General features: G+C 66.6%; 14 protein-coding genes. 5 read left to right on the top strand and 9 right to left on the bottom strand.

Annotation, left to right across the window (positions count from 1 at the left end; genetic code table 11):
- The first annotated feature begins 252 nt into the window (after window positions 1-252).
- Entirely contained in the window at window positions 253-1,338 is a 1,086-nt protein-coding gene (locus tag AC57BR_RS14565; RefSeq protein ID WP_496361737.1) for an FUSC family protein, read from the top strand.
- On the opposite strand, the gene AC57BR_RS14560 is transcribed toward AC57BR_RS14565, so the two are convergent.
- From AC57BR_RS14560 to AC57BR_RS14540, 5 genes are read right to left on the bottom strand one after another with little or no spacing between them, the layout of a single operon-like run.
- Complete coding sequence (locus AC57BR_RS14560) at window positions 1,277-2,080, bottom strand: SDR family NAD(P)-dependent oxidoreductase (RefSeq protein WP_496361735.1); 804 nt, start codon at window positions 2,078-2,080, stop codon at window positions 1,277-1,279. The genes AC57BR_RS14565 and AC57BR_RS14560 overlap by 62 nt on opposite strands.
- A 54-nt stretch (window positions 2,081-2,134) precedes the next feature.
- The gene (locus AC57BR_RS14555; RefSeq protein WP_496361733.1) at window positions 2,135-3,970 is read right to left on the bottom strand and encodes an IucA/IucC family protein; all 1,836 of its coding nucleotides are present in this window, start codon (window positions 3,968-3,970) and stop codon (window positions 2,135-2,137) included.
- Complete coding sequence (locus tag AC57BR_RS14550) at window positions 3,967-4,530, bottom strand: GNAT family N-acetyltransferase (protein WP_496361731.1); 564 nt, start codon at window positions 4,528-4,530, stop codon at window positions 3,967-3,969. Before AC57BR_RS14550 ends, AC57BR_RS14555 begins: the two co-directional genes overlap by 4 nt.
- Window positions 4,527-5,906, bottom strand: coding sequence for a lysine N(6)-hydroxylase/L-ornithine N(5)-oxygenase family protein (locus AC57BR_RS14545; protein WP_496361729.1), 1,380 nt, complete (start codon window positions 5,904-5,906; stop codon window positions 4,527-4,529). The genes AC57BR_RS14550 and AC57BR_RS14545 overlap by 4 nt, the downstream gene beginning before the upstream one ends.
- On the bottom strand, window positions 5,903-7,651 hold the full coding sequence (locus AC57BR_RS14540; RefSeq protein WP_496361727.1) for a pyridoxal phosphate-dependent decarboxylase family protein: 1,749 nt from the start codon (window positions 7,649-7,651) through the stop codon (window positions 5,903-5,905). Before AC57BR_RS14540 ends, AC57BR_RS14545 begins: the two co-directional genes overlap by 4 nt.
- A gap of 403 nt (window positions 7,652-8,054) precedes the next feature.
- Between AC57BR_RS14540 and AC57BR_RS14535 the strand changes: the two genes are divergently transcribed.
- Window positions 8,055-8,303: a hypothetical protein gene (locus AC57BR_RS14535; protein WP_496361725.1), complete on the top strand. Its 249-nt coding sequence runs from the start codon at window positions 8,055-8,057 to the stop codon at window positions 8,301-8,303.
- A 102-nt stretch (window positions 8,304-8,405) separates the two neighbouring features.
- Here the strand turns inward: AC57BR_RS14535 and AC57BR_RS14530 are convergent, their stop codons facing one another.
- The 4 genes from AC57BR_RS14530 to AC57BR_RS14515 form a co-directional block, all read right to left on the bottom strand.
- A complete protein-coding gene (locus tag AC57BR_RS14530) occupies window positions 8,406-8,747 on the bottom strand; it encodes a hypothetical protein (protein ID WP_496361723.1) in 342 nt (113 codons plus the stop codon).
- Window positions 8,748-8,992: 245 nt separating this feature from the next.
- Window positions 8,993-9,346: a GNAT family N-acetyltransferase gene (locus tag AC57BR_RS14525; RefSeq protein WP_496361721.1), complete on the bottom strand. Its 354-nt coding sequence runs from the start codon at window positions 9,344-9,346 to the stop codon at window positions 8,993-8,995.
- Window positions 9,343-10,656 carry an acyltransferase family protein gene (locus AC57BR_RS14520; protein WP_496361719.1) on the bottom strand — a complete coding sequence of 438 codons (1,314 nt, stop codon included), beginning with the start codon at window positions 10,654-10,656 and terminating at the stop codon, window positions 9,343-9,345. The genes AC57BR_RS14525 and AC57BR_RS14520 overlap by 4 nt, the downstream gene beginning before the upstream one ends.
- A gap of 156 nt (window positions 10,657-10,812) precedes the next feature.
- On the bottom strand, window positions 10,813-11,742 hold the full coding sequence (locus AC57BR_RS14515) for a PaaX family transcriptional regulator (RefSeq protein ID WP_496361717.1): 930 nt from the start codon (window positions 11,740-11,742) through the stop codon (window positions 10,813-10,815).
- A 179-nt stretch (window positions 11,743-11,921) separates the two neighbouring features.
- Between AC57BR_RS14515 and AC57BR_RS14510 the strand changes: the two genes are divergently transcribed.
- The 3 genes from AC57BR_RS14510 (at window position 11,922) to AC57BR_RS14500 (ending at window position 15,633) form a co-directional block, all read left to right on the top strand.
- Entirely contained in the window at window positions 11,922-13,310 is a 1,389-nt protein-coding gene (locus tag AC57BR_RS14510) for an MFS transporter (RefSeq protein ID WP_496361715.1), read from the top strand.
- A gap of 92 nt (window positions 13,311-13,402) precedes the next feature.
- On the top strand, window positions 13,403-15,148 hold the full coding sequence (locus tag AC57BR_RS14505; RefSeq protein WP_496361713.1) for a CocE/NonD family hydrolase: 1,746 nt from the start codon (window positions 13,403-13,405) through the stop codon (window positions 15,146-15,148).
- Entirely contained in the window at window positions 15,145-15,633 is a 489-nt protein-coding gene (locus AC57BR_RS14500) for a DUF3237 domain-containing protein (protein ID WP_496361711.1), read from the top strand. The genes AC57BR_RS14505 and AC57BR_RS14500 overlap by 4 nt, the downstream gene beginning before the upstream one ends.
- Window positions 15,634-15,661 lie beyond the last annotated feature (28 nt).

Raw genomic sequence — 15,661 nt, 5'->3', positions numbered from 1 at the left:
CTCCGAGGGCATACCGGGCGGGCCTTCGCGCTGCGCGGGCCTTCGCGCTGCGCGGGCCTTCGCGCTGCGCGGGCGTTCGCGCTGCGCGGGCCTTCGCGCTGCGCGGGCCTTCGCGCTGCGCGGTCGTTCGCGCTGCCCGGCCTTCGCGCTGCCCGGTTGAACCGGCCCTGTTGCCTGTCTCACTTTGTGACGCAGCCCGCGGTGAGATCTCTGTGGCGGTGCTACCTTCGTAGGGTGAAAGGGGTCGTGCCGGTGCAGTCTGTAGTGCACCACCTGAGGCAGCTCCACAGCCTGGGCCCCGCCAACAACGACCACCTCTCCGCCTGGCGTGTGGCCATCAGCGTTGCCGTCCCCTCCCTGGTCCTTTTGCTCGCCGGCCGGCCGGAGCTCACCATTTACGCCGTGTTCGGCGCGCTCACCGGTATGTACGGCCGCTCGGAGCCGCACCAGCTCCGGCTCAAACACCAGCTCCAGGCGGCACTGGTCCTGCTTTCGGGCGTGGCCGTGGGCGTGTTCCTCTCGGTCAACGGCCTGCACTCATGGTGGCTCGTTGGCATCGAAGCCCTACTGGCCGGCGCAGGTTCGGTCTATTCGGACAAGGTCCATCTCCGGCCCAACGGCCCCTTCTTCGGGATCCTTGCCCTGGGCGCCTGCGCCTCAGTTCCCACCGCCGTACCCTGGTACGTTGCGTTGCTCATCGCTGCCGGGTCCGCCGCCTTCTCCCTGCTCGTAGGATTCGGCGGCTGGATCCGCGGCAGGGCATGGCGCCGCGGCGCGGCGCGGCCGTCCGCCCGGCTGCGGGGGGCCTTGCGCCGCCGGGCAGCCGTGCAGGCAGCCCGCTATGTGCTGGCCGTCGGCGCCGCCGGCACCATCGGCGTCCTGACCGGAAGCGGCCACCCGCACTGGGCGATGGCCGCCGCGGCGGTTCCCCTCGCCGGCGCGGACCTGCCCAGCAGCGTCCACCGCGGCATCCACAGGATCATGGGGACGTTCCTCGGGCTGGTGCTGGTCGCCGTCGTACTTCTGCCGGGGCCATGGGCTCCGCTGCACTTTTTCCCGGGAGCGGAGGCCGCGGTGCTGGCGCTGCTGGTGATCGTCTTCCAGTTCGGCACCGAGCTGTTCATGACCCGGCACTACGGGCTGGCGATGGTCTGGTTCACTCCGGTGATCCTGCTGATGACCCAGCTGGCGGCGCCGGCGGACCCGCAGGTGCTCATCGTCGAACGCGGCGTCGAGACCGTGGTGGGCGCCGGCGTCGGAATCCTCGTGGTGCTGCTTATCCGCTCGCGCCGGAACCGGCGCCCGGCTCCTGCGGCCGGCGCGGCGGCCCGGCCGTAAACCTGTCCGGCACCACGCGGACGACGGCGGCCAGCACCTTGTAGCGCTTGGTCGGGATGGAAACAGCTTTCCCGCGCTCATTGTCCGCCAGTGCTTCCCGGACCACGCGCCCCGGCCGCAGCCACGTCCAGCCCGGGGCCACGGACTTGTCCATCCCCATCCGGTCATGGAATTCGGTGTGGACAAATCCGGGGCAAACGGCGGTCACCTTCACACCGCGGGGCGAGTAGGCAAGGTTCGCCCAGCGGCTGAAGCTGAGCAGCCACGCCTTCGCCGCCGAGTAGGAACCGCGGGGAAGGAAAGCCGCCACACTGGCCACGTTGATGATCCGGCCGGAACCGCGGGCCAGCATGCCTTGAAGGGCGGCGTGGCTGAGCTCCATGGCCGTCTGCACGTGCAGCTTCAGGTGCTTCCTCTCGTCCTCGATGGGGTTCTCGTCGAAGTTGTGCAGCAGCCCGATTCCGGCGTTGTTCACCAGCAGGTCCACCGGCCGCGAGGGGTCGGAAAGGCGTCCGACGACGGCGGCCACGCCGCCGTCGTCGGTCAGGTCCGCGGTCAGCACCTCAGCAGTGGTTCCGTACCGCCGCTGCAGCTCGTCCGCTGTGGCCTGCAGCCGTGCCGTATCGCGCGCCACGAGCACCAGGTTGTTTCCCTTTTCGGCAAGCTGGCGGGCAAATTCGGCGCCCAGTCCCGCGGTGGCGCCGGTGACGAGGGCTGTGGATCTGGCGGTATTCGGCGTCATGCCAACAGCCTAGCCCCGCAGCACCGACGAATCAGCCGTGCCTGATGGCCGGGTTCAGGCGAATTTGGCCAGCGGATTCGCGAGCCTTCCCGCCTTTTGCAAGCCCCCGGACGGGTCAGCCAGGTCCAGCATCTGCTGGTTGTTGCGCAGCTGCAGCCGGTTCAGGCAGGACAGCTCGAAGTCCGGGGCGAACAAATCGTGGCGGGCAAACTGGTCTTCGAGTTCCGGGTGCTCCGCCTGGTAGCCGCGAACCGCCGCCGCCGCGGTGCGCCAGAACTCCTCGCCGCTGAGCACGCCGTCTTCCTCCAGGAGGGCGGCGAGGAAGCGGAAGATGCAGTCGAACACATCGGTGAAGATGGACAGGACCTTGTCGCCGTCGGGAATGTCCGCCTTGATCCGGGACACCGCTTCGGGCAGGTCAAGCCTGTCCCCCATCACCACAATCTCCTCGGCGATGTCCTTCATGACGGCTCGGACCGGCACGCCGTTCTCGAGGACCAGGATCACGTTCTCGCCGTGCGGCATAAACGCCAGCTCGTAGCGGTACAGGCAGTGCACCAGCGGCACGAGGTACGCCTCGAAGTACTGCCGCAACCACGCGCCCGGCTCCATCCCGGACTGCTCGATCAGCGCGGAGACCATGGGTTTGCCCGCGGCATCGACGTGCAGGAGCGAGGCCATGGTGGCCAGCTGCTGGCCGTCCTTGAGCAACGGCAGCGGGCTCTCCCGCCACAGCGCGGAGAGCATCTTGCGGTAGGGTGAGCCCTTCGCGGCGGCTGCCTCGTAGTAGCCGTTGTGGTAGCCGATGGCCGCCACTTCACGGATCATGGCGAGCCCCCGGCCCTGAAGTTCCTCGTCACCGGCGATCAGGTCCTGGAGCCAGTCATTGATCGCCGGCGTCGCTTTCATGTACTGCGGCGACAGCCCGCGCATGAACCCCATGTTGAGGACGGACATGGCTGTCTTAACGTAGCTCTTTTGCGGTGCGGTGGTGTTGAAGAACGTGCGGATGGACTGCTGGGCCTGGTACCTGTCGGCCCCGATTCCGAGGTGGACGATGTGCCGCTGGGCGATTTCGGCCGCGAACGTGACCGTCAGCTTGTTCTCCCACTGCCACGGGTGCACCGGCATCAGGAAGTACTGGGCAGGGTCCAGGCCAAGGGCTCCGAGTTCGGCGTCAAAGTAAGCCAAGGCTCCTGCCCCCAGTTCGGCTTCCAGGTGGGCGGCGTAGTCCAGCCCGTCGCTGGACGTGAAGACCGCCTTGCTGCGGTGCACCGCGATCCATTCCAGCTGCACCGGAGCTCCTGCCTCCGGGGCAAAGGCGCGGTAGTCACCGATGCCGAAGCCCAGCCGCCCGTTGTTGGCCACAAAGCACGGATGCCCCTCGGTCATGCTGCGTTCAATCGTCTGGAAGTCCGTGGCCACGTCCGCTCCCCCGGTTACGCCGGCTGCCAGTTCGGCCGACGACGGCTGGCCCATCCACTGCTTGAATGCATGGCTGGAAAGCGTGCTGCTGATCTCCTCGAGGTAAACGGGGAGCATTTCCTGGCCGATGCCCAGGGTCCCGGAGAATTCAGTAATGAAGCGCAGCGCATCCAGCGGGGCGTCCTGGCCGTCGCGGCTGCACGTAATGGAAGCCGCGTCGATGGACCAGTGGTCCAGTTGCAGGATCCGGGCGGAGAAGCGGTACTCAACGGCGCCGCCGTCGCTGCGGAGCCGGTACCCGCCGACGCCGTTTCCGGTCGGTTCCGGGACGAGGATCCGCTCGTGCGAGAACTCGGCGAGCGCCTTGCGGACCAGGTGCCGGTTGGCAGCGGCCCAGGGTTCCGGCGTGAGGTGGGGAGCCGCATCGCCTGCGGTCAGGACAGATTCAGATTCAAGGGTGGTCACCGTGCTGCTCCTGCGTGGATTGGGGTTGAAATACGGGCGGCGCGGGCGGAGTGGAATGACTCGCGCGTACAGAAACTCAGGAGTGCCTGCTTGTCCGGAAGGGCCACCTCGCCGGCAGGCTCAAAGCCCAGCCGCGCGTTGAGGGCGTGGATCTTGGTGTTGCGGGCGTCGGGCTCCACCACCACGCGCGCCACGCCGGGCTTTTGGAAGAGCCGGTCCAGGACCGAGTCCATAACGTCGGCAGTGAACCCCGGACGCGGACTTCCCTGCGGCGGGGCGACCAGCAGGTGCATGCCGATATCGCCCGGCTGGACGGCGTACACGCCGTTAAGCGGCGACAACGACGGCAGGTACTCCTCCATCAGGAAGGCCGGGACGCCGTCGTCGATCCCCAGCAGCGCGTGGTGGTGTCCGCTGGACTGGATCTTGGAATACTCCTCCACGACGTCCTCGACTGACGCATTCAGCATGCCCCAGAAGGAGGCGTACGGGCGGGTGACCCAGCTGTGGAGGAGCGGTGCGTCCTCGTGGGCGTTGAGGCAGCGAAAAGTGAAGCTCATGCGGGCACCTCCGCCTTCACAGCTATTCCAGCCGGCATAGCGGCATCCGCCGGCGCAACCCCGGTGGGCGCTCCGAACTCCTGGAAGGCAATGCTGCGCTCCACCGGATAGACCTCGCGGCCCAGGATGTCCCGGAGGATACAGGAGTTCCGGTAGGCGGCCATGCCCAGGTCCGGCGTGACGAAGCCGTGGGTGTGGAGTTCAGCGTTCTGCACGAAGATTTCGGCGGGTTCGACGCCGGCGCTGTAGTTGCGCTGGACAGCGAACCTTCCGGCGCTGTCGCGGGCAATGCGCTCCTGCACGCCGGCAAGGAACGCCGGCTCGCGGTAGGCGTATCCGGTGGCGAGGACCACCGCTTCTGTCTCCAGCGAATAGTCCGCACCCTGCTCCCCGTGGGACAGCTCCAGGGCGTGGGATCCGGTGGAGGCGTTCCAGCGGGCACCGGTGACGGTGGAATGTGTCAGCAGCCGGGTGTCCACCATGCCGGAGAGGCTCTTGGTGTAGAGCAGGTCATAGATCGCGTCGATGAGCTCGGAGTTGATGCCCTTGTAGAGGTTCTTCTGGCTTTTGATGAGTGAGTCGCGACGCTCCTGCGGAAGCCCGTGGAAGTAGTCAACGTACTCCGGCGAGGTCATCTCCAGGGTGAGCTTGGTGTACTCCAGCGGGAAGAACCTCCCCGAGCGCGTCACCCAGTTGAGCCGGTACCCGTACACGTCGATGTCCTGAAGCAGTTCGTAGTAGATCTCCGCTGCGCTCTGTCCGCTGCCGAGGATCGTGATGCTCCGCCGCTGCTGGAGTTCGCTTTTCCGCGCCAGGTAATCCGCGTTGTGCAGGGCCGGTCCCCCGGCACCCAGAATCCCGCGGCAGGCTTCGGGAACATAGGGCGATGTTCCGGTGCCGAGCACCAGCCGGCGCGCCCGAAGCACCCCGGGCCCCGCCGGGCCGTCCACCGAAAGTGTGTACACGCCGCCGTCGTACGCCACGTCGGTGACGTCCGCACCAAACCGGACCGACGGCAACTGGCCGGCCACCCACTGGCAGTACTGGTTGTACTCGGCCCGCAGCGGGTAGAAGTTTTCGCGGATGTAGAAGCGGTAGAGCCGGCCGGTCTGCTTGAGGAAATTCAGGAACGAGTAGGGGGATGTGGGATCCGCCAGAGTCACGAGATCCGCCATGAACGGTACCTGCAGGTGGGCTGGCTCCAGCATCATGCCGGGGTGCCAGTCGAAGGATTCCCGGCGCTCGAGGAACACTCCGTCCAGGCCCTCGATCGGTTCGCTCAGCGCGGCGAGCCCCAGGTTGAAGGGTCCGACGCCGATGCCGGCGAAGTCGTAAACGCGGCCTGCGCCTGAGGTGCTAAATGGTGCCGTGCTCATGCGTGTGCCTCCGTCTGTGCGGCCGAGCCCACGGCGAGCAGGCTCTCGTGTGCGGCCGAGCCCACGGCGAGCAGGCTCTCGCCCGAGCTTCGAAGCAGGGCGATGATCTCGCCGATATCCTCGAGCGTTGCCTCGGCGTTGAGGAGCGTGAATTTCAGGTAGTGCCGTCCGGCGACTTTGGTGCCCGCCACGACGGCCTGGCCGGATGCGAACACCGCCGAGCGAATGGCCGGGTTCAGCTCGTCGGCGGCATCTTCCGACAGCCGTGCTCCGTCTGCCAGGACCGGCCGGTACCGGAAAACCAGCGTGCTCAGCCGGGGCTCGGCCGCCAGCTCGAAGTCGTCGTCTGCCGCGAGCACCGAGCCCACGCGGGCCGCCAGGTCGATTGCCTCGTCGAGCAGCGCGCCCACGGCATCTGCGCCCATGATCCGGAGCGTCAGCCACAGCTTGAGGGCATCGAACCGCCGTGTGGTCTGGATGCTCTTGTCCACCTGGTTCGGGATCTCTGCGCGGGCCGCGGTTTCCGGGTTCAGGTAGTCGGCGTAGTAGGTGACGTGGCGCAGCATTGCGCCCTCGCGCACCAGCAGCGCGCTGGAACTGACGGGCTGGAAGAAGGTCTTGTGGAAGTCCACCGTGACGGAGTCCGCCAGCCGGATGCCGTCCAGGAGATGGCGGTGGCGGTTGGAGACCATGAGCCCGCCGCCGTAGGCAGCGTCAACGTGGAACCATGCACCGTAGGCTCCGGCCAGGGCAGCCAGTTCGGCCAGCGGATCCACGGCGCCGAAGTCCGTGGTGCCGGCCGTACCCACAACCGCCATGGGAACCAGGCCGTCGTTGTGGGCTGCGGCCAGGGCACTGGCCAGGGCGGCCGGATCCATCCGGTGGTCGGCCGCGCAGGCAACGGACACGACGGCGTCGAACCCCAGCCCCAGCATGGAGGCCGACTTCTGGATGCTGAAGTGGCTGTCCACCGAGGTGAAGATCCGGAGCTTCTCCAGTAGCAGCGGGAGGCGGAGCCCCTCGTTCGCCGGATCCTGCCGCAGCCGGGCCACCGCGTGGTTGCGGGCTATCAGCAGCGCCTGCAGGTTGGATTGGCTGCCGCCGGACGTGAACACGCCGTCGGCCGTGTTTCCGAGGCCGAGCCGCTCGGCGGTCCAGTCGATGAGGCGGCGCTCGATCATGGTGGCGCCTGCACTCTGGTCCCACGTGTCCATCGACGAGTTCACGGCCGAGAGCACCGCCTCCCCAACGAGGGCAGGAATGACCACGGGACAGTTCAGGTGGGCTGCGTACTTGGCGTCGTGGAAGTACACGGCGTCGCGCAGGTAGGTGTGCTGCAGCTCCTCGAGGGCTGCGGCCGTGTCCGGCAGCGGCTGGTCAAGGTCCACGGCCGAGACCCGGCGCTTCATCTCGGCCGGGCCGACGCCGGTGAATGGCTTCGAGGTGCGCTCGAGTTTGGTGGCCACGGCGTTGACGCCCTGCAGCACCTGGGCCACGTAGCGCGGCGCATTCCGGGCGTTGAACAGCTGGTTGCTGGCTGCGAGCGCGAGTTCCACCCCGGAGCCGAAGTCCACGCCGGAAGGGTCCAGCGCGGATTGGTCCTGCGCGGATTGGTCCTGTGCGAATTGGCCCTGTGCGAATTGGTCTCGGAAAGACGGGTTTTGGGCAGACATGTTTTGGGCACCAAGTCCGGTTCCGGCTTCGAAGTCCACGCGTGGTTCATCCACGTCGGGCAGCAGCGTCATAGGTCATCCTTTTTTCGGCGTGATATGCGCCAGGCACCGGCAGCGGGCACCAAGGCAAGGACAGCCTTACTTAGGTAAGCCTTTTAGTCAAACTTCTGTGATGTAATTCCTGCGTGCCGTGTAAATCAGGGGATTTTGGCCGTTATCCAGGGTCATTGACTTTCCCGGCGCAGCCGAAGCGCACATAATGCCCACCCGGGACAGAGCGGGACCCCCACCCGGGACACCACGGGACGGGCAGAGTAGAGTTTCTGCACCAGGCGTCGATCACAGCAGGAAGCGGGGGGACATGTCCGGCAGTGAGCATGATCCGGTAAATTTTCGGGAAGTGGATTCGCAGGGGAATCCCACCGGATACGCGCCCGGCACCGGGCAGCCCGGAGTTCAACGGAGCCGTCTGGCTGTGAACCCTTTTATTGCGGCGCTTTGGGTGATCGAGGCGGTCCTGCTGGTGTCGCCGTTCAGTGTCTTCACGCTTGCGCAGGAATCGCTGAACTCCGGCACCGAGCCGCAGGTCATGCCCGTGAGTTACATGTGGATCACGTTCGCGCCGCAGATGCTTTTCGCCGGCCTCGTGGGAGCCCTCGGCCTGCTTTTCTGGCACGCAGCGCAGTGGCAGCGGAACCGCGCAAAGCAATCCCCGCCGTCGTAACCCCCACCAACGCGAACGCACACTTAAGCCCCTACGTAGCGCGCTTAAGCCCCTACGAAGCGCGAACGGACAGTTGAGCACCCGGGCCCCAACTCAGCGCACCTACCCGGCGGCAACCTCGCTTGCCACCGGGTCCTCGGGAGTGACGCCGGCCGGGCGGGACGAGCGAAGGCGGCGCAGCCTGAGCTCCTCGGTGACCTGGACGTACCAGAAGCGGGCGCCGAAGGCAGGGCTGGGCATGTCCAAATGCCGGTACAGCCCGTCCGCCAGCCGCGCCAGCTCCGGGTCCGGCACCGCAGCGAGCGTTGCAGCCGGGTCCACGGCCTCGTTCAGGCATCCCTCAAGGTGGCGGCGCACTTCACCGTCCGCCATGGCACCGGCCGCGGCCTCGCTAGTCAAGACTTCGCCGCTCATCGCCGCGTCAGTCACGATCTCGTCAGTCATCGCCCTGCACCCGCCGGGACCAGACAGGTGGGCTCATGGAAGGCCGGAGTGACGTGCCGGGGGTACTCGACCCGCACCGGCACACGCAGTTTTGATTCAAAGAGATCCCCAGAAAGAGAGTCCGGAGGCCAACTGCATAGCCCTGCCCGATCGTACGGAAATGTCCCCCGGCCCACAAGTATCCCGGCCCACAAGTATCGCGGCTCACGAGTGCCGCGGGGACGCTGCCGGTTCGGGGGCGCGCGTCAGGTGCCCAGAAGCTTGGGGGCGGCCGCCTCGGGCCAGTCGATGCACTGCGTGTAGATCTCGTGTTTGCGCAGGTAGCGGGCGGTAAACGGGCAATGCGGAATGATCCGTTTGCCCGAGGCCACAACATCGTCGAGGGCAAAGTGGATGAGCACCTTGGCCAGGCCGTGGCCCTGGAACTGTTCGGACGTCTGGGTGTGGATGAAATCCACGTGTCCAGGCTTGTCTTCGAACCTGACTTCCACCGCCAGCTTCCCGCCCACGTGCAGTTCGTAGCGGTGAAGCTCATCGTTCCGGAAGGTGGTGACGTCCGGGGTGAAATGGTCCTCGGTGGCTGCCGTGTTCTCGGTCATGGTTCGACATTGGCACTTAATGGCTGTGCTGGCAATGGTCGAGTGCCGCGGGCGGGAACGCGCCCCAGCAGCAGCACGGACATCGCAAAGCAGGCGGCGCCGCCGCCAAGGAGTCCCAGCGTCAGGCCGTTGACGGCGGCGTCGGCCACCGGGACAAAAACGACGACGACGGCGGTCACCACGGCGGCCGGTGCCCGGCCGCGTGAGTGCATGGCCGGCGTCGGCCGTTCCTCAAGCCGCCCGAACAGGAGAACCGCGGGCAGCAGGAGAAGGACCACGCCGAGGAAAACGAGCGGGCGTGACCACCACCATTCAGCGGTGCCCGAGGCGGGTTTGGGAAAGTCGGTCAGCAGGAGCAGCCCGGTCATGGCGGCCAGCAGCGGCAGATGCCAGAGGTAGACCGTCATGGCGTGGCGGCCCGCAACAGCCACCGCTGCACTGATCCAGCGCACGGCGGCGAGTGCGTTCAGCAAGGGCCGGGTGAGCTGCAGCACCGCCGCCTGCGAGAGGCCCAACAGGACCAGGCTGAGGTTGGGCGGATTCAGGTTCACCAGCATGTTGTCCCGGTACAGGCCCAGCACCACCAGGACAACCATCAGCAGGTTGCTGGCGGCGATCAGCCCCACCAGCTGGGACCGGCTCCACCGGTCAAGCCAGCCGTCGGCCATGAAGAACCCCAATTGCTGCACGGCACACCACACGAACACCATGTTGATGTAAGCGAGCGTCGGGAAAGCGCCGCGGAAGCAGTCCACCGTCACCACGAGAGCCACCAGCCCCAGGAGCGTCAGCCACGGGGCACGCCGGTGCAGCCCCAACAGGAGCGGAATGTTCAGCTGGGCCGCCAGATAGGCCGCGAGGAACCACAGCGGCATCCCGGCCCCGCTGGCCAGCAGCTGCACCACCTGCGGATCCACACCGGCCAGCAGCGCACCCCACAGGCCAACGAACATTACCGCAAGCAGGGCCGCCGCCGGACGGACCAAACGCAGCAGCCGGGACTGGATGAACTCAAAGCCGCTGCCGCCGCGTGCCTGCATTCGCCGCCAGGACTGCGCCCCGGTGATGCCCCCGGTCACAAAGAACAGCGGCATCACCATGAAGACCCAGATGACCGGTTCGAACCAGTCCTGTTCGGCCAGGGTATTTTCGGTGGTGACGGTGCCGTCGGGATGCAGTACCGGGCTGGTCATCATGCAGTGCCCCACCACCACAAGGGCGAGGCAAACGAAGCGCGCGAGATCGATGGCCAGGTCGCGGGCCGTCACGGCAGTGTCCTTTCCCGCCGCCGGCACCGTGGAATTCTTCATGGCGCCCCCACCACTGGAACTCGCTTACGTCGTTGTAGTTTCCATTGTGCGCCACCTTGGCCCACATGTGGCGGACTGGAGTTTTTGTACACGTATTGGCCTCTAACGGCCCCCGAACTCACGATACGTGTACAAAAACTCCCCGGCGGGAGGCGCTCAGTAGCTGCCGGAGCGCACCGGCATGACACTGGCCGAGCCCATCAGGTCCGGGGCCTCCCGGGCCACGGCCTCCTCGACGAACGCAAGCGCCGCCGGTGCCAGCCCGTCATAGAGTCGGACCAGGACCTCGCGCGCTTCGGTGCGCGGCCAGGCCTCCGGCAGCAGTTCAGCAGGAAGGTCCGGGTCGCTCCAGGGGAAGGCCCGCCAGGCGTCCATCAGCTCGGTCCGCACCCGCAGGGCCTCCGCCGGCGTCACGGTCCCTGCGTCGAGTCGCTCCAGCCACGGGGCAAACCTGTCGATGAAGGGCTGATACTGGGCCCTGAACTCCTGCGGTGACCAGGCATCGATGAACCTCTTGCCGCGGAGAGTTGAATCGGCCGTTCGGAATATGGCGAAATCGTCAACACCGAAGGCCGCGCACGTGCTTTCGAGTTCCGCCGAGTGGTCCCGGGGCGAGACCCACACCGCACCGAAGAGTGGCGCAAACCCGCGCCACCGCAGCCGCGACCGGAACAGTTCGCGGACATCCCGTGACGTCTCAGGGATGGAAAATGCGATAACCGTCCAGCTGCCGTCCCAGGGACGCGACTGCTCGCCGAACACCGAAACCTGCGCCAGTCCGGAGCGCACACGCTTCCGCGCACCCTCGGTGATGCGGTAGCGGGACGACCGGCCGGCACTTGACTGCTCCAGCACACCCCTGGAGGCGAGGCGGCTGAGGGCCGTGGCCGACGCTGAAGCCGTGATGCCCAGGTCCGCTGCCAGGGCGCCGATCAGCCGGGAAGGCAGCCACGCATCGCTGTTGACCCAGTAGTCAACCAGCAACGTCATCAGCTGGTGCTGGCTCGAGGGCCCCTTCAACGGCCGCGGAAAATCAATGGCCATGTCCGGATCCATGCCGGGACCGGGGACGCGAAGCTTGCTCATCACGCCCTCCATCATGCCAGCAGTGCATCTCGCACTTATTTTGCATGTTTATTGACGAGCGCAGATTCAAGTGCATACTATTGATCACGCGTGACGGAGGCCACAGCCGACCCCGCCACGTCGCTCAGCATGCGAGCCCCAGAAATCTTTCCTTCCCTTGCCTTAGTAGGAGATCCGCAATGACCGCTGGTCCCATCGATCCGCCGACGCCGTTGAAGCCGTCCGCGGAACAGGTCACACCCCCTTCCCATCAGGGAACCAAGCATGCTCGCCGTGCCGCCGTTGCCAGTTTCATCGGCAGCACCCTTGAGTACTACGACTTCTTCATCTACGGGTCGGCTTCCGCGCTGATCTTCAACAAGATCTTCTTCCCGGGGATCGACCCCGCCTTGGGCACCATCCTCTCCATGGCCACCATCGGAATCGGCTACGTTGTCCGCCCGCTGGCCGCGAGCGTGATCGGGCACTACGGCGACCGCATCGGACGCCGCCAGATGCTGGTGCTGACGCTCGTGGTGATGGGCGTGGCAACCTTCCTCATCGGCTGCCTGCCGCCCACCGCTGCCATTGGGGCAGCGGCCCCCATTCTGCTGGTCGTCCTCCGTGCCCTGCAGGGGGCCTCCGCCGCCGGTGAATCCGTTGGCGCCGTCACCATGACAATGGAACATGCCCCCAGCAACAAGCGGGCCTTCTACAGCAGCTGGGTCAACACCGGCGCGGCTGCCGGAATCATGCTTGCCTCGCTGGCGTTCCTTACCGTTTCGATGCTGTCGCAGGAGGACCTGCTCAGCTGGGGCTGGCGCCTGCCGTTCCTTGCCAGCATCCTGGTGGTCGGCGTCGGGCTCTACATCCGGATGCGCCTCCCGGAGTCCGAGGTGTTCGAGGCCGCCAAGGAAGCCGAAACCGAAACCGAACTTCCCATCAAGGTGGTTCTCCGCGACCACTGGACCACCATCATCAAGGTGATCTTCTTCGGGCTCTGGAGCGTGGTGTCCTCAGTTTTCGCCGCGTTCGGCCTGGCCTACGCGACCAGCAAGTTCGGCATACCGGCGCCGGCCATGCTGGGGGTCACCATCCTCACGGCGGGGCTGGCGGTCATCGCCCAGCCCTCCGCCGGCATCCTCGCGGACAGGATCGGACGCAAGCCTGTCTTCATCACCGGAAACCTGATCTGCGCCGCCGCAGCGTTTGCCTTCTTCTGGTCCATCAGCACCACGTCGGTGCCGCTGATCTTTGCGAGCGGCATCCTGTTCATGACAGTGGGATACGGCATGGTCAACCCGCTCGGTCCGGCGATGACAGCTGAAATGTTCCCCACGAAGGTCCGCTACTCCGGAGCCGCCACCGCTTCCCAACTGGGCCTCGTTGCCACCGGCTTTGCACCCGCCATCGCGGCAGCGATCGTCCAGCCCGGACCCACCGGGTGGATCCCGGTGGCCGCGTTCACCGCAGCATGCTGCCTCGCCTCGGCTGCCGTGACCGCCATCTGGGTCAAGGAGACCTACAACGTACCCACCGAGGACCTTGGAGCCAAGACAACAGGAACCAAGGCAACCGCCGGCGCCTAAACATTCACCCCGGGGAAGGAGGGAGTGACCGGGCATCCGCCCGGTCACTCCCTCCTTGCATCTCCCAGCCAAACCACAGTGAGGAACCTTCCGTGACAGCCCGCCCCGTACTGATCGAACAAGACGTCGAAACCCCGCTTCCGGACGGCACCATCCTGCGTTCCACGGTTTACCGCCCTGCGGACGGGGAGCCGTGCCCGGTCCTGCTGACCAGGACACCCTACGGCCGCGACCTCGCCGTCAATTCCGCCTACTTCAACCCGACAACCGTTGCGGCAGCCGGCTACGTCGTGATCATGCAGGACTGCCGCGGACGCTTCGGCTCCGACGGCCACTTTGACCCGTCAGTCCACGAAGCGTCCGACGGCGCCGCAACAGTCGAATGGGCAGCGCGGCTGCCGTACGCCAACGGTTCCGTCGGGATGTGGGGCCGGTCGTACTTCGCCGAAACCCAGTGGCGGGCGGCGTCTCTTGCCCCGGCCGGACTCGCCGCCCTGGCACCGGGCATCTCTGCGGGGGCCAACGCCAACAACGGCTCGCTGTACCGCGGCGGCGCCGTCGAACTCGGCTGCCGCTTCAGCTGGGGCCACGCGTCAGCCTCGGCCAACGAGATTCTCCGCGAATTTTCGGAAGACGAAGAACGGCAGGGCAAGGAATTCCAGTCCTGGCTGGACCTGGACCGTTCGTTCTCCGGCGGCGACGCCTTCGACACCCTCCCCCTGTCCGACCTCTCAGCCAGGCTCGGGACATTCATGAACCGCCACATCCTGCCTTCGGCCGGTGAATCCCCGGGGAACAGCTTCACCCGGCTGTGGGACGAAACTTCGGTGAAGCCGGTGCCGCTGCCCACCCTGCACATCGGCGGCTGGTTCGACATCTTCTGCCCGAGCACACTCGCTCAGTACGCCATGCAGCTGGAGCACAGCCGGACCGGCGCCGCACCCGCGCCACGGCTCATCATGGGTCCGTGGACCCACACGAACTTCTCCGGCGGCTACGCGGATGTGAACTTCGGCCTGAACGCCGCCGCATCCGTGATGAACGGCCTGGGCGATCTTTCCGGGCTCCATATGGCCTGGTTCGATGCCGTGCTCAAGGACCGGCCGGAAAGCATGGGCCATATCCCCGCCGTCCTGCTGTACTTCATGGGCGAGAACCAGTGGCGCGGTTTTGACGAACTGCCCTCGCCGCACAGCCACCGCAGCTGGTTCCTGGGTGCCGACGGGGCCCTGCTGGACACGCCCGCGACCGGCGGTTCCGTGGAATACGACTACGATCCCCTGGATCCTGTGCCCACGGTAGGCGGCGCCACCATGATCCACGGCGCGTTTCCCGCCGGGCCGGCGAAGCAGCGCGAAGTGGAAGCCCGGGCCGATGTCCTCACGTTCACCACAGAGGAGTTCGAGGAGCCGGTCACGCTGTTCGGTGAAGTCACCGCCACCTTCTTCGCGGCCTCCACCGCCGTCGATACGGATTTTGTGGTGCGGCTGTGCCGGGTGGGTCCGGACGGAACGTCACTGAGCATTGCCGACGGAATTGTCCGGGCCTCCTGGCGGGACAGCCATGCCGGGACCGGCCTGTTCCAGCCGGGCCACGCGCCGTCGCTGATCGAACCGGGCAGGGCCTACGAGTACACAGTCAGCCTCTGGCAGACCGCCTACACATTCGCCGCGGGCGACAGGCTGCGCGTCCAGGTCACCTCCAGCTGCCATCCGCGCTGGGACCGCAACCTCAACACCGGAAGGCTGGCTTATGACTCCGCCGACACCGTGGTTGCCCGACAGACCATCCTGTTCGGCCAGGACCATCCGAGCCGCCTGACCGCAGGCGTCCTGTGACCGCGCCGCCGGAAGCCCAGGAAACTCCGGCAGCTCCGGGGCTCACCTTCCTGGCGGAACTGTCAGTCACCGTCGGCGAGCCGCTCGACGTCGGGCCCACCCCCGAAGGCCACCGCCGCGTCATCCCCATCACCGGCGGAACAGTCAGTGGCCCGCGCCTGGTCGGGCGGGTCCTGCCGGGCGGCGCCGACTACCAGCTCCTCCGCAGTCCCACGCTGACCGAACTGGACGCGCGTTACGTCCTGGAGACCAGGGACGGCCACCACATTTTTGTTTGGAATTCGGCGCTGCGCCACGGGAGTGACCAGGACATGGGGCGACTCAACCGCGGCGAGGCCGTTGATGCCGGCAACATCTACTTCCGCTGCTGGCCACGGCTCACCGCGTCCGCGCCGGAATGGGACTGGCTCAATACGCGGCTGGCGGTGGGGACCGGCGAACGGCATCCGGACCGCGTGGTGATCCGGATCTTCGTGATCGACTGAGGAGTTTTTGTACATGCATTCGCCTCTA

Source organism: Arthrobacter sp. BGA-UO-ETr-C19 (assembly GCF_059568005.1).
Note: the sequence above shows the minus strand (reverse complement) of the source record. Positions and strands in the feature narration are given on the sequence as shown.

Bases quoted from the DNA above. Each gene is read 5' to 3' on its own strand.
- AC57BR_RS14545 (WP_496361729.1), bottom strand. From the start codon at position 5,906: ATGAGCACGGCACCATTTAGCACCTCAGGCGCAGGCCGCGTTTACGAC.
- AC57BR_RS14525 (WP_496361721.1), bottom strand. From the start codon at position 9,346: ATGACCGAGAACACGGCAGCCACCGAGGACCATTTCACCCCGGACGTC.
- AC57BR_RS14520 (WP_496361719.1), bottom strand. From the start codon at position 10,656: ATGAAGAATTCCACGGTGCCGGCGGCGGGAAAGGACACTGCCGTGACG.
- AC57BR_RS14540 (WP_496361727.1), bottom strand. From the start codon at position 7,651: ATGACGCTGCTGCCCGACGTGGATGAACCACGCGTGGACTTCGAAGCC.
- AC57BR_RS14550 (WP_496361731.1), bottom strand. From the start codon at position 4,530: ATGAGCTTCACTTTTCGCTGCCTCAACGCCCACGAGGACGCACCGCTC.
- AC57BR_RS14560 (WP_496361735.1), bottom strand. From the start codon at position 2,080: ATGACGCCGAATACCGCCAGATCCACAGCCCTCGTCACCGGCGCCACC.
- AC57BR_RS14510 (WP_496361715.1), top strand. From the start codon at position 11,922: ATGACCGCTGGTCCCATCGATCCGCCGACGCCGTTGAAGCCGTCCGCG.
- AC57BR_RS14530 (WP_496361723.1), bottom strand. From the start codon at position 8,747: ATGACTGACGAGATCGTGACTGACGCGGCGATGAGCGGCGAAGTCTTG.
- AC57BR_RS14515 (WP_496361717.1), bottom strand. From the start codon at position 11,742: ATGAGCAAGCTTCGCGTCCCCGGTCCCGGCATGGATCCGGACATGGCC.